Origin of the sequence: Ferruginivarius sediminum, from assembly GCF_003344765.1 — a bacterium.
GTDB classification, from domain to species: Bacteria; Pseudomonadota; Alphaproteobacteria; order Kiloniellales; family Rhodovibrionaceae; genus Ferruginivarius; species Ferruginivarius sediminum.
Genome location: NZ_QPMH01000021.1, coordinates 25655 through 38182 on the forward strand (window position 1 = coordinate 25655; position 12528 = coordinate 38182).

Genomic DNA, 12528 nt, shown 5'->3' on the forward strand with positions numbered 1-12528 from the left:
CGCTCACGCCTTCGCCGCCTGGATCGCCTGCCAAACCTTGTCGGGCGTGGCCGGCATATCGATGTGGTGAACGCCCAGCGGCGCCAGCGCATCGGCCAGCGCGTTCATCACCGCCGGCGGCGCGCCGATCGCGCCCGCCTCGCCGGCACCCTTGATGCCGAAGGGGTTGGTGGCGCAAGGCACCTCCAGGAACCGGATGTCGATGCCGGGCACGTCGTCCGCACGCGGCATTGTGTAGTCCTGGAAGGTGGCCGTGACAAGTTGCCCGGACTCGGGATCGTAGTGCGTGTTCTCCAAAAGCGCCTGACCGATGCCCTGCGCGGTGCCGCCCATCACCTGGCCCCGCGCCAGGGACGGGTTCACGATGACGCCGAAGTCGTCGACCACCGTGTAGCGCAGGATATCGACGACCCCCGTCTCCTCGTCCACCTCCAGTTCGCAGACGTGGCAGCCGTTGGGGAAGGTTACGTCGGGCGGGTCGAAGGTGGCGCTCTCCTCCAGCCCGCCTTGCAGCTCTTCCGGCAGGTCGTCGCGCCCCGCGTGGCCGGCAAGCTCTGTCAGGGTGATGCGCTTGTCGGTTCCGGCGACGGTGAAGGTGCCGGCCTCGAACTCCAGGTCCGCCGGCGCCGCCTCCAGCACGAAGCCGGCCAAGTTGCGGGCCTTGTCCACCAGCTTATCGGCCGCCAACCCCGTCGCGCCGCCGCCCATCAGCAGCGAGCGCGAGCCGCTGGTGCCGCCACCGCTCGGCAGGTCGTCGGTGTCGCCCTGATGCAGCGTCACCTTGGTCGGGTCGATGCCGAGGGCATCGGCGAGTATCTGGGCATAGGCGGTGGCGTGGCCCTGGCCGTTGCTCTGCGTGCCGACGTAAAGTGCGACGCCGCCGTCCTCCGCGATGTGCAGGCGGGCATCCTCGCTGCCCATCTGTCCAGCGCAGGCCTCGACATAGCAGGCGAAGCCAAGGCCGCGCAGCTTCCCCTGCTTTCGCGCCTGTGACTTGCGCAGCGCGATATTGCCCCAGCCGGCCGCGTCCAAGGCAGCGTCCATCACCCGCTGGAACTCGCCGGAATCGTAGGTGAGGCCGGTTGCCGTGGTGTAGGGCATCGCCTCGGGCGGGATGAAGTTCTGGCGGCGCAGCAGGTGCGGGCCGACGCCCAGTTCCCGCGCCGCCTGATCCACCGTGCGCTCCACGAAATAGGCCGCCTCCGGCCGCCCGGCGCCGCGATAGGCGTCCACCGGCACGGTGTTGGTGAAGGCCAGAGTCACCTCCGCGTAGATCGCCGGGATGCGATAGAGGCCAGAGAGCATCTTCGTCACCGCGCCCGTCGGCACGTAGGTTCCGAAGTTGGATAGGTAGGCGCCGACGTTGGCAACCGAGTTCATGCGCAGCGCTATCATCCGGTTGTCGGCGTCAAAGGCCAGTTCCATCGTGGCCACGTGGTCGCGGCCCTGGGCGTCGGACTGGAAACTCTCGTTGCGCTCCGCCGTCCATTTCACCGGCCGGCCCAACTCGCGCGCGGCGAACAGCGTCAGCGCGTACTCGGCGTAGAGGAAGATCTTGGTGCCGAAGCCGCCGCCGACGTCCGGCGTGATCACGTGGAAGCGCTCGGCCGGCAGCTTGAAGATGTGCTTTGCCAGCCATTTGCGCAGGTCGTGCGCCCCCTGGCTGCCGGCGGTCAGGGTGAAGCTCTCGCTCTTTGCGTCGTAGACGCCGATGGCGTCGCGCGGCTCCATCGGATTGGCGACGAGGCGGTTGTTCACCAGTTCGAGGCGGGTGACGTGCGCCGCCTGGCGGATCGCGGCGTCGGTCGCCTCGGCGTCGCCCTGTGCCCAGCGCAGGCAAACGTTGTCGGGTGCCTCGTCCCAGATTTGCGGCGCGTCGTCCGCCAGGGCTGCCTTGCCGTCTACGACATGCGGCAGCTCGGCGTAGTCGACCTCGACAAGCTCTGCGGCGTCCTTCGCGGCGTCCACGCTTTCGGCAATGATGGCGGCGACTGGGTCGCCGACGTGGCGCACGCGGCCCCTGGCCAGGATCGGGTGGCCCGGCATGACCGGCGGCTTGCCGTCCTTGCCGGGTATCGGCGCCATGCAGGGGATGTCGCCCAGCCCGGCGGCGTCCAGGTCGGCGCTGGTATAGACCGCCAGCACGCCCGGCACCTCGCGCGCCGCTGCCGTGTCGATGTTGGCGATATCGGCGTGGGCGTGCGGGCTGCGCACCAACACCATGAAGGCTTGGTTCTCGCGGTTGATGTCGTCGGTGTACTGGCCGTGGCCGGTCAGAAGGCGTGCATCTTCGACACGCGCGAGCGGCTGGCCTATGCCGAACTGGCCCATGACGGTCTCCGCGCTTTATGGTGGTCGCCGCCGGTCGTCGCGGCATGCGAGATTGGCGCGATCCTAGCCAAGCGGGCGGGCATGACCAACCATGAATTGTCGTGCACCGCCGCGTTTCTGCATGCGGGATCCCATGGGGGATAGAAGAAGGGCCGGGTCATGTGCGGGCGCTACTCCATCACCTCGCCGACGGAGGCGATCCAGAAGCTGTTCCAGGTGCCGGAGCGGCCGAACCTGCCGCCGCGCTACAACGTCGCCCCGACGCAGGAGGTGCCGGCCGTGCGCCTGGGTGAGGACGGGGCGCGGCACCTCGTGCTGCTGCGCTGGGGCCTGATCCCGTTCTGGGCGAAGGATGCCACGATCGGCAACCGCCTGATCAACGCCCGCGCCGAGAGCGCGGCCACCAAGCCCGCGTTCCGGGCCGCGTTCAAGGCACGGCGCTGCCTTGTCGTCGCAGACGGCTTCTATGAGTGGAAGAAGCCGCAGAAGAAGGGTGCGGCGAAGCAGCCGTATCGCGCCACACTGAAGGGCGGCGGCCCCTTCGGCTTCGCGGGTCTGTGGGAACGTTGGAACGACCCGGAAACTCAGAGTACGGTCGAAAGCTGCACCATCCTGACGACGGATGCCAACCCGCTGCTGGCCGACATCCACGAGCGAATGCCGGTGATCGTGGATCCGACCGATTTCGACCCTTGGCTCGACACCTCGGTGGCGGCCGAGCGGGCCGAAGCGCTCCTGAAGCCCTTTCCGGCCGGGAAGATGGCAGTCTACCCTGTATCGACGCGCGTCAACAGCGTCGCCAACGACGGGCCGGACCTCGTGGAACCGCTGGACAGCGGCGGCGCGACGGGGCAGGCGGAGCTGTTCTAGCCGATGGTTGCGTCTCTCTGCCAACGATCGCGGGACATGTCCCCATATCGACAAGGTCGATTGTCTGCCGGATCATGTGACGCATTGGAGACGTAAGGGACGGCGAGGGGGCCGGATGCTGGCGCAACTGTTGGCGGGGGCGATGCTGATCGCGGCTTCGGTGGCGATCCATGCCTTCGTGCTCGACCGTCTGGCGCTGCTGCTGCGGCGGCTAGAAGCCCGGCATCCCAGGCCGCTGCGCCTGCGCTGGCGGTTCTACCTGCTGTTGCTGGCCGCGCTGGGCGCGTTCCTGTCGCATGTGGTCCAGGTGTGGATCTGGGCCGTGGTCTTCATGGTGGTGGGCGAGTTCGCGACGCTGGAGCCCGCGCTGTATTTCTCCACGTCCACTTTCACGACGGTGGGCTACGGCGATGTCACGATGTCGGAGAAGTGGCGCCTGCTGGCAAGCTTCGAAGGGGCGGGTGGAATGCTGCTCTTCGGCCTCAGCACCGCCTTCCTATTCGAGGTGATGCGCCGCGTCTGGCAGCGCATCGACCTGCCACCGGCACCGGAGCCGGGCCACCATTCGCACGACGGAAGCTGATATGCGCACGGGCGGCGACAGTGGCAATATCCCAGCATCGCCGGGCGCCTACGCGCTGGTCCTGCGTCTGCGCGCTTCCCTGCCGCTGAGCGATATACGACGCTTCCGGGATTGCACGCTTCCACCCGGCCTATATGCTTATTTTGGCAGCGCCAAGGGGGCCGGCGGACTGGCGGCGCGCGTCGGACGGCACGTGCGCTTGCGCGCGGGGCGGCGGCCGCACTGGCATATCGACCGCCTGCTGGCGCGCGGCGAGGTGGTAGGCGTGGTGGTTTGGCCCGAGGGCGACGAGTGCACGTGGCGCGCGGGCGTGCAGGCGGACCGGCGGGTTAGCGTACCGCTGCCGGGTTTCGGTAGCTCCGACTGCCGCGCTTGCCCCGCTCATCTGCTGACGGTGCCGGATGCCGCCGTCGTTGCAGACGCGCTCGAAGGGCGCGGGGTTGGCGGGACGGGGTGCGCCGCCTAGATTGCGGGGCAATCCGAAACCGCGCTCAAGCTCAGGGAGTTCGCCGGCATGCAATACCTCCACACCATGGTCCGCATCAGCGACGTCGACGAGTCGCTCGACTTCTATTGCGACAAGCTGGGGCTCAAGGAAATCAGCCGCACGGACCTGGAACCGGCCCGCGCGACGCTGATCTTTCTGGCTGCCCCCGACGACGAGCAGCGCGCCCGCGAGGACAAGGCGCCGATGCTTGAACTGACCTACAACTGGGATCCGGAGGCCTATGGCGGCGGCCGCAACTTCGGCCACCTGGCGTTCCGCGTGGACGACATCTACGAGACCTGCCAGCGCCTGATGGACGGCGGCGTCACCATCAACCGGCCGCCGCGCGATGGCCGCATGGCCTTCGTCCGCTCCCCCGACGGCATCTCGGTCGAACTGCTGCAGAAGGGCGAGGCGCAGGCGCCGAAGGAGCCCTGGGCCAGCATGGAGAACACCGGCACCTGGTAAGGCCAAGCTTCGCGGGCGGGGCGCGCTCTTTCGCCTACTCGATCCGTCCGTGAACCCAATAGTCGGCGCGGGCGCGGCTACCATCCAGATAGCGCGCCGCCGCGTCCGCGTAGCCACGCTCTCGGCCGCTGGCGATCAGCGCCTCGACATCCGCCAGCGCCAGCCACATCCGGCCAAGCACCGCGCTCGCCCAAGGATGATCGGCGGCGAAGCCGTCGCGTGCCAGGACGTGGACGCGCTGCGGTCCGCCCAATGCGCCTGCCGGATCGTCCAGGAAGCGCAGGTCGTAAACGCCGAAGACCCAGTGTGGCCGCCGGCCGACCGCCACCGCAGTCTCGCCCCTCGTTATAGCGCGTTTCAGTGTCAGGGACGGGCCCGCGTCGTTCGACGGCTCCAGCCGGTAGCCGTCCAGCCCGTAGACTTCGAGGGCGCGCTGCGACAGCGCCATGACCGCCGTGCCGGCCTCGCCGCCACGTATCCGGCCGTCCACGCGCTCCCGCACGTCCGCGCGCGACAGATCGCTCATGGAGATGATACCGGCGCTGGCCGGGGTATCCGGCACCACCCACCCCAGCCGGGCGCCGTCGTAGAGTACGCCCAGGTCTTCGACGCGGCCCTCGATCGCTTCCAGGTAGGTGGCATGCGCGTCCGGCTGCCAGGAGCCAAGCATCACGTCCAGCTTTCCGGCGGCAAGTGCGCTGTAAAGGAATGCCGTATCGGCCAGCACCAGCCGCACCTGGTAGCCCAGTCGCCGTTGCATAACGGTGGCGGCAAGCTGCGCCGTCGCCTCGTTCGAGGCCCTGGCGCTCCAGCCGATGCGGATTGTGTTGCCGACCGCTTCGCGGCGCTCCACCGGCGTGAAATGGTCCTGCGCCGGCAGCGGGCCGGCTAGCAGGCTCGCGGCGAGAGCGATCGAGAGGATGCGGGCGGCTCGAAGCATGGCTCGGGTCAGGTCGAATGTTGCAGGATCCGAAGCCGCGCGGCCGTACCGCTATCAAGCGGCGCCTTCGCCCTCCGCCTGCAGGCGCTTGCGCAACTCCGTCTTCAGCACCTTGCCATAATTGTTCTTCGGCAGGGCGTCGACGAAGTACCAGTGGCGCGGCCGCTTGAAGCGCGCGATTTCGCCAAGGCAAAGCTCGTCCAGCGCCTGTGCTTCTGCCGCCGGCGCCGCGTCCGGGCGGGCGACGACGAAGGCGGCGACCTCCTCGCCCCACTCGGGATGCGGCTTGCCGACCACCGAGACCTCGGCGACGCCGGGGTGGCGGAGCAGCACTTCCTCCACCTCGCGCGGATAAATATTGGTGCCGCCGGAGATAATGACATCCTTGGAGCGGTCCATCAGCGTCAGGTAGCCGTCGGCGTCCAGCGCGCCCACATCGCCCGTGTGCAGCCAGCCGCCGCGCAGCGTTTCCGCCGTCGCCTCGGGCGCCTGCCAGTAGCCCGGCATCACGGAATCCCCGCGCACCAGCACCTCGCCGGTCTCGCCGGGCGGCAGCGGCCTGTCGTCCTCGTCGGCGATCATGACCTCGACGACCGCGTGCGGCCGGCCGACGGAGGCGAGGCGCGCTTCATAGCGCGGGTGGGCGGTGTTCTGGTGGTCCCAGCGCGGCAGGCAGGTGATGGTCATCGGGCTTTCGCCCTGTCCGTAGATCTGCACGAAGACCTGGCCGAAGGTGTCGATGGCCCGTTTCAGGTCGGCGACGTACATCGGGCCGCCGCCGTAGACCACCGTTTTCAGGTTTCGGGTATCGGCGCTCGCGGCGGCGGGGTGCTCCATCAGGCGCTTCACCATCGTCGGCGCGGCGAACATCGCGGTGCCGGGATAGCCGGGCAGCAGGTCGAAGATCTCTTCCGGCTCGAAGCCGCCGGACTCCGGGATGATCTGTGTGGCTGCCCCGGCAACGTGGGGCGCGATATAGAGGCCGGAGCCGTGCGACATCGGCGCGGCATGGAGGATGGCCTCGCCGGGCCGGATGGAGTCGACGTCCGCGAAATAGCTGAGCGTCATCGCCTGCAGGACGCGATGGGTCAGCATGGCGCCTTTCGGCCGTCCCGTCGTGCCGCTGGTGAAGAACAGCCACGCCAGATCGTCGGGCGCGACCTCGGCCATGGGGGCCGGCTCGCCGGTCAGCAGCTTTTCGTAGTCGGCGCTGTCCACGTCGATCACCCGGCTGGAGGCAGGCAGGCCTTCCGCCACACGGCCCAGGGCGTCGGCCAACTTCGGCGTGGCAAAGACGGTTTCGGCGCCGCTGGACTCCAGGATGTAGCGCACCTCCTTCTCGTGCAGCTTCGCGTTCACCGGAACGGCGGCCAAGCCCGCCCACCAGCAGGCGTAGAGGATCTCGACATAGGCGGGATGGTTGGTCATCACCAGCGCCACCCGCGCACCAGGGGCCAGCCCCAGCCGGTCCCGGAGGCCGCCCGCCAGCACGGCCGACCGCCGGGCCAGACCGGCATAATCCAGGACGGTCCGTGGACCCAGGGCCACCGCCGGCATATCTCCGTATGCCTGGCCCGCGCGCCGCAGCAACGCCGCAAGGTTCATCCCGATCCTCCCCGGTTTCGCCGTATTCGGTCGTATAATTCCTTGCTGATGAATGCTGTAAAGGCCGCGCGCGAGGCCGTCAATCGGCCTGCCGGCCAGTGGTGATGGCGGCGCTGGAGTGTTAGACTCGATGTCGCACGCGAGAAGGGCCGAGACGATGGACGACCGCCAAGCATGGACCCGCCGGACCTTCCTGACGACGGTCGCCGGGGCTGCCATGCTTTGGCCCCTGCGCGGCGCATTTTCGCAGGAGGACGCGCCGTTGCGCTTCCTGCGCATCGGCACGGCGTCCACGGCCGGCACCTATTTCCCCATTGGCGGCATCCTGGCCAACGCCATCAGCCATCCGCCGGGCAGCCGCCCGTGCGAGCGCGGTGGCAGTTGCGGCGTGCCCAACCTGATCGCGGTGGTGCAATCCACCGACGGGTCCGTCGACAACGTCCGCCGGCTCGCCAGCGGCGCGCTCGATTCCGGCTTGGTCCAATCCGATGTCGCTTACTGGGCCTATTACGGCAAAGGCCTGTTCGAGGACCAGGGGCCGGTCGAGAACCTGCGCGCCATCGCCAACCTCTATCCCGAAGCCGTCCATCTGGTGGTTCGCGAGGATACGCGCGTGCGCAGCGTGCCGGAACTGGCCGGCAAGCGGATATCGCTGGATCGCAAAGGCTCCGGCACGCGTGTCGACGCGGAGTTGATCCTGAAGGCCTTCGGCATGTCGAAGGACGACATCCAGGAGGTCGACGTCCCCGCCGGGCAGGCCGCCGACATGATGCGCGAGGGGGAGCTTGACGGCTTCTTCTTCGTCGCCGGGACGCCGGCCAAGGCGATCTCCGACCTGGCCGAGGATGTCGCCATCCACCTGCTTCCACTTTTCGGCCCCGAGGTGGTGACCCTGCGCGAGGCCTATCCTTTCTTCGCGCCGCACAGCATCTCCGCCGGCACCTATCAGAACGTCGCTTACACGCAGACGCTGTCGGTCGGCGCGCAGTGGATCATCGACGCCAGCATCGACGAGGACACGGTCTACCAGATCACCCGGGCGCTGTGGCATCCGAATACCCGCCGCCTCCTGGACAACGGCCATCCCAAGGGCAAGCTGATCCGGCTGGAGACCGCGCTGGACGGCCTGGGCGTCCCGCTGCACCCCGGCGCACGGCGCTGGTACGTCGAGGCCGGCGAGATCGAGCCGGACGAACGGCCGGGGCCATCGGAGGTGGTGCCGTCCGATAGCGGAGCCGCGGAGGAGGATTGAATGCGCGGCCCGGCCGCCGTCTGATTTCCTTTCCGGATTGAGCGGCGCCGATGCGCGCCCGACATGGACGGTTCGCCGCCAGTGGGGGCAGACAGCCGGCGGGAATCCCGCTATCACGGAGTCCGCCCGCACTGGCTGGAAGCAATTCGGAGAGGGGAACCTAGCGCATGGAGTACCTTGTCGACAGCGCCGATGCCACGACCCTGCCCATTACCCCGATCGCGCCCGACACGCTGAAAGGCTGGCTGGCGGGTCAACCGGCCCGTGTTGCCGCCTGGGTGCATTCCAGCGGGTTCACCGCCAAGGCGGGAACGCACACCCTGGTGCCGGACGATAACGGCGAGGTGGAGCGCGTCCTTTTGGGCGTGGAACGGCGCGACGACATCTGGGCCTACGCCGGTCTGCCGACGGCGCTGCCCAGCCGCCGTTACTCCCTGGACCCCGAGGTCGAGGAGGACGCGGTGAACCGGGCGGTCGTCGGCTGGGCGATGGGCTGCTACGCCTTCGACCGCTACAAGAAGCGGGAGGCCGAGCCGGCCCAACTGGTGTGGCCGGAATCGGCGGATCGGGCCACGGTCAGGCGGACGGTCGAGGCCTGCACCCTGGTGCGCGACCTGATCAATACCCCCGCCAGCGACCTTGGTCCCGAGGAGCTGGGCGAGGCGGTGCGCGCGGAGGGCAAGCGCTATGGCGCGAAAACCCAGGTGATCGCGGGCGAGCAGCTTCTCAAGCGCAATTATCCGGCGATCCACGCGGTCGGCCGCGCCAGCGCGCGGGAACCCCGGCTGGTCGACCTGCGGTGGTCCAACGGGGAGGGGCCGCGGATCACCATCGTCGGCAAGGGCGTGTGCTTCGACACCGGCGGCCTGGACCTGAAGCCCGCTTCCGGCATGAAGCTGATGAAGAAGGACATGGGCGGCGCCGCGCACGCGCTGGCGCTGGCGAAGATGGTGATGGGCGCGGAATTGCCGGTGCGCCTGCGCCTGCTGATTCCCGCGGTGGAGAACAGCGTGTCCGGCGATGCTTTCCGTCCGCAGGATATCATCCAGACGCGCAAGGGCCTCACCGTCGAGATCGGCAATACCGACGCCGAGGGCCGGCTGGTGCTGGCCGACGCGCTGGCCGAGGCGGAGCGCGACAAGCCGGATCTGGTGATCGATTTCGCCACGCTGACGGGGGCGGCGCGTTCCGCCCTTGGACCCGACCTACCGGCCCTCTTCAGCAACGACGACGCCCTGGCCAAACGTCTGTTGGACGCCGGCGAGCGCGAGCAGGATCCAGTCTGGCGCTTGCCGCTGTTCGATCCCTACCGCAAGTGGCTGGACAGCCCGGTGGCCGACCTCAACAACGTTGCCGAGGGACCGTTCGCCGGCGCGATCGTGGCGGCCCTGTTCCTGCGCGAGTTCGCACCGAAGGACACGCCCTGGGCCCACTTCGACCTTATGGGCTGGAACACCGCCGCCAAGCCGGGCCGACCCAAGGGGGGCGAGGCGATGAGCCTGCGCGCCGCCTTTGCCGCGCTGAACGGCTGGGTCGCCGAACACACGAGTTGAGGCGGGAACCGGACAGTTCCCGGCACGATGGAAAAACGCGAGTAGAGCGATCCGTGGTAGTCTTCGGCCACAACAATCCGCAAGAACAGGGGGGATCGCGATCATGTTCCGTAACATCATTTGCTGCGTCGACGGCTCCAGGCATTCGGAGCGTGCGGCGCAGGCGGCATCCGAATTGGCGGCCAGGTTCGACGCCAAGCTGACCTTCCTGACGGTGACCAAGGAATTGAAGGTCAACGAGGCCGTGAAGCGCTACATCGAGCTGGAAAAGCTGTCCGGCGGCCTGGAATACGTCCTCGACGAGATGACCGAGCAGATCCTTGATGCCGCCAAGGCCTGTGCCGAGCGCTGCGGCGTCAGGGGTTTCAAGACCGAGGTCAAGGTCGGCCCGCCCGCGCGCACAATTGTGCAGTTCGCCGAGCGCACCAAGGCGGACACCATCGTCATGGGCCGGCGCGGCGTCGGCGATGTCGAGGGGGCGCTGTTGGGCAGCGTGTCGCACAAGGTCTCCTCGCTGGCGAGTTGCGGCGTCGTGACGGTCAAGTAAGGACCGCGAAAAGGACGTGATCGGCGCTTCCATCCGTGGTTTGAAGACGCTACACTTCGTTGCGTTCATGCAACGAGGAAGGGCCGTGCAACTCGATCCCAAGCAGGCTTTGTCGCTCTGGCATTCGGTCACGCTGGCCGGCATGACCGAGGGCCAGCCGGACTTGACGACCCGGCAGATGGCCGTGCTTTTGCACGTCTATCTGGCGGATCCGCCGCACACCGTTCGCGGACTGGCGGCGATCCTGGGCATATCCAAGCCGGCGGTGACGCGGGCGCTGGACCGGCTGGGCGATCTGGGCTTCATCCGGCGCAAGAAGGACGACGCGGACAAGCGCAGCATCCTGGTTCAGCGCACCGTCGCCGGCTCGGTCTTCCTGCGCGAGTTCGGGGACCTTGCCAGCCGGCAGGCGGAAACGGTTTGACGTAGCCTATGGCGTCTTGCGTTCACACGACCCGATCCGGTGCCCTCATCAAGACCACACCATCGATCCGCCAGCGTCCGCTTGGCTGCCTTTCCATGAAATAGCGGGCCAGGACGGCGCGCCCGTCGGGGCCGACAAAAAGCACTTCCTGCGCGGGACGGCCCTGCTGCATCTTCAGATCCTGGAATTCGACGGAGCGTGGCCGGTAAACCGGGGTATAGCCTTCGCGCACCATCCGCATGAAGTTCGCGGGGTTGCCGAACTTCTCCTGGATCATCGGCGAGGCGTAGGAAAACGCCTCTCCCGCGTCGTCGCGCCGGAAAGCGTCGAGCTGGCTTTCGATCACCTGCCGGATGGCGTCGCGGTCGCCGGCGGACAGGTCCTGTGCCGGCGCGGGCATCGGCAGCAGCAGGATCACGGCAAGCAGGACAAGCATTCGTGGCATCGTGGTTCTCCATCTCGCTTTGGTAGAGATGGGGCGCTTTTCCCGCTCCGGCCAGTGTGCGCGTTGTCCCGGTCAGTATCCCTTGGCGGGGTGGACGATGGGGTAGGGCTGCTCTCCGCGCTGCATCCGTTTGATGTTCGCCGCCAGCACCTCGGCCGCCGTGTCCGGCGGCGTGGCGGAGGCCACGTGCGGCGTCACCAGCACGCGCGGATGGGCCCAGAAGGGATGATCCGCCGGCAACGGCTCTTCGTGGAAAACGTCAAGGCTGGCTTCCGCGATGTGGCTGCTGTCCAGAAGCGCCAGCAGGTCGGCGTCGACAATCTGTTGTCCGCGCCCGGCGTTCACCACGCACGCCCCTTCGGGCAGGCGGCCCAGGGTGTCGCGGTTCAGGATGCCGCGCGTGGCCTCGGTCAGCGGCAGCAGGCACACCAGGATCTCGGTACGCTTTAGGAAAGCATCCAGTTCGTCCGCGCCGGCGAAGGAGGTGACGCCTTCGATCTCCTTGCGCGACTGCGACCAGCCCGCAACGTCGAAGCGCAGCGCGCGCAAGGCCCGCGCCGCGTCGCTGCCAAGCTCGCCCAGCCCCATGACGCCCACCCGGCGGTCGCGCGCCAGTGGCACCGGCAGTTCCTCCCAGGTGTGCGCGCGCTGCAGTTCCTCGTATTCGCGCAGCCGGCGGTGATGGCGCAGGACGGTGAGCGTCACAAACTCCGTCATCCGCTCGGTCAGGCCGGGATCGACAAGGCGCACGACGGGGACGTGCGTCGGCAGCTCCGGATCGGTGGCCAAGTGATCGACCCCCGCGCCCAAGGAGAAGATCGCCTTCAGGTTCGGCAGACTCCCCAGCATCCCGCGCGGCGGCTTCCAGACCAGCGCGTAATCGATCTCCGCCGGGTCGCCCAACTCGTCCGGATAGACCCGGAACGCCTCCCCCGGCAGGTGCCGCGCCAGCATCCGCCGCCAGACGTCCGCGTCGCCGCTGTGGTTCGATTGGAAAAGGATGGTCATGAACCGCCCAGTCTC

13 protein-coding genes are annotated in these 12528 nt (G+C 68.2%); 8 read left to right on the plus strand and 5 right to left on the minus strand.

The features are described 5' to 3' along the window. Positions 1 to 3 precede the first annotated feature (3 nt). Positions 4 to 2331: a xanthine dehydrogenase family protein molybdopterin-binding subunit gene (locus tag DRB17_RS16665; protein ID WP_114583363.1), complete on the minus strand. Its 2328-nt coding sequence runs from the start codon at positions 2329 to 2331 to the stop codon at positions 4 to 6. A gap of 159 nt (positions 2332 to 2490) precedes the next feature. On the opposite strand from DRB17_RS16665, the gene DRB17_RS16670 reads away from it, so the two are divergent. From DRB17_RS16670 to DRB17_RS16685, 4 genes are all read left to right on the plus strand, one after another. After that, positions 2491 to 3201, plus strand: coding sequence for an SOS response-associated peptidase (locus DRB17_RS16670; RefSeq protein WP_114583364.1), 711 nt, complete (start codon positions 2491 to 2493; stop codon positions 3199 to 3201). Between the two features lie 115 nt (positions 3202 to 3316). Next, complete coding sequence (locus tag DRB17_RS16675; protein ID WP_114583365.1) at positions 3317 to 3784, plus strand: potassium channel family protein; 468 nt, start codon at positions 3317 to 3319, stop codon at positions 3782 to 3784. Position 3785: 1 nt separating this feature from the next. After that, positions 3786 to 4250 (plus strand): GIY-YIG nuclease family protein, encoded by a 465-nt coding sequence (locus DRB17_RS16680; RefSeq protein ID WP_114583366.1) that lies wholly within the window; start codon positions 3786 to 3788, stop codon positions 4248 to 4250. A 48-nt stretch (positions 4251 to 4298) separates the two neighbouring features. After that, a complete protein-coding gene (locus DRB17_RS16685) occupies positions 4299 to 4739 on the plus strand; it encodes a VOC family protein (protein WP_114583367.1) in 441 nt (146 codons plus the stop codon). Positions 4740 to 4773: 34 nt separating this feature from the next. Here DRB17_RS16685 and DRB17_RS16690 read toward each other — a convergent pair whose 3' ends face one another. Next, positions 4774 to 5679 carry a glycine betaine ABC transporter substrate-binding protein gene (locus DRB17_RS16690; RefSeq protein ID WP_114583368.1) on the minus strand — a complete coding sequence of 302 codons (906 nt, stop codon included), beginning with the start codon at positions 5677 to 5679 and terminating at the stop codon, positions 4774 to 4776. A gap of 54 nt (positions 5680 to 5733) precedes the next feature. Beyond that, entirely contained in the window at positions 5734 to 7284 is a 1551-nt protein-coding gene (locus DRB17_RS16695; protein ID WP_114583369.1) for an AMP-binding protein, read from the minus strand. 130 nt (positions 7285 to 7414) lie between these two features. Between DRB17_RS16695 and DRB17_RS16700 the strand changes: the two genes are divergently transcribed. From DRB17_RS16700 to DRB17_RS16715, 4 genes are all read left to right on the plus strand, one after another. After that, positions 7415 to 8536, plus strand: coding sequence for a TAXI family TRAP transporter solute-binding subunit (locus tag DRB17_RS16700; RefSeq protein ID WP_206607925.1), 1122 nt, complete (start codon positions 7415 to 7417; stop codon positions 8534 to 8536). A 167-nt stretch (positions 8537 to 8703) separates the two neighbouring features. After that, a complete protein-coding gene (locus DRB17_RS16705; RefSeq protein ID WP_114583371.1) occupies positions 8704 to 10089 on the plus strand; it encodes a leucyl aminopeptidase family protein in 1386 nt (461 codons plus the stop codon). Between the two features lie 103 nt (positions 10090 to 10192). After that, on the plus strand, positions 10193 to 10636 hold the full coding sequence (locus DRB17_RS16710) for a universal stress protein (protein ID WP_114583372.1): 444 nt from the start codon (positions 10193 to 10195) through the stop codon (positions 10634 to 10636). Positions 10637 to 10721: 85 nt separating this feature from the next. Continuing rightward, positions 10722 to 11060 (plus strand): MarR family winged helix-turn-helix transcriptional regulator, encoded by a 339-nt coding sequence (locus DRB17_RS16715; protein WP_421779148.1) that lies wholly within the window; start codon positions 10722 to 10724, stop codon positions 11058 to 11060. 22 nt (positions 11061 to 11082) lie between these two features. On the opposite strand, the gene DRB17_RS16720 is transcribed toward DRB17_RS16715, so the two are convergent. Both DRB17_RS16720 and DRB17_RS16725 read right to left on the minus strand, forming a co-directional pair. Beyond that, the gene (locus tag DRB17_RS16720; protein ID WP_206607926.1) at positions 11083 to 11505 is read right to left on the minus strand and encodes a DUF4864 domain-containing protein; all 423 of its coding nucleotides are present in this window, start codon (positions 11503 to 11505) and stop codon (positions 11083 to 11085) included. A 72-nt stretch (positions 11506 to 11577) separates the two neighbouring features. Then, the gene (locus tag DRB17_RS16725; RefSeq protein WP_114583373.1) at positions 11578 to 12513 is read right to left on the minus strand and encodes a 2-hydroxyacid dehydrogenase; all 936 of its coding nucleotides are present in this window, start codon (positions 12511 to 12513) and stop codon (positions 11578 to 11580) included. Positions 12514 to 12528: the final 15 nt, after the last annotated feature.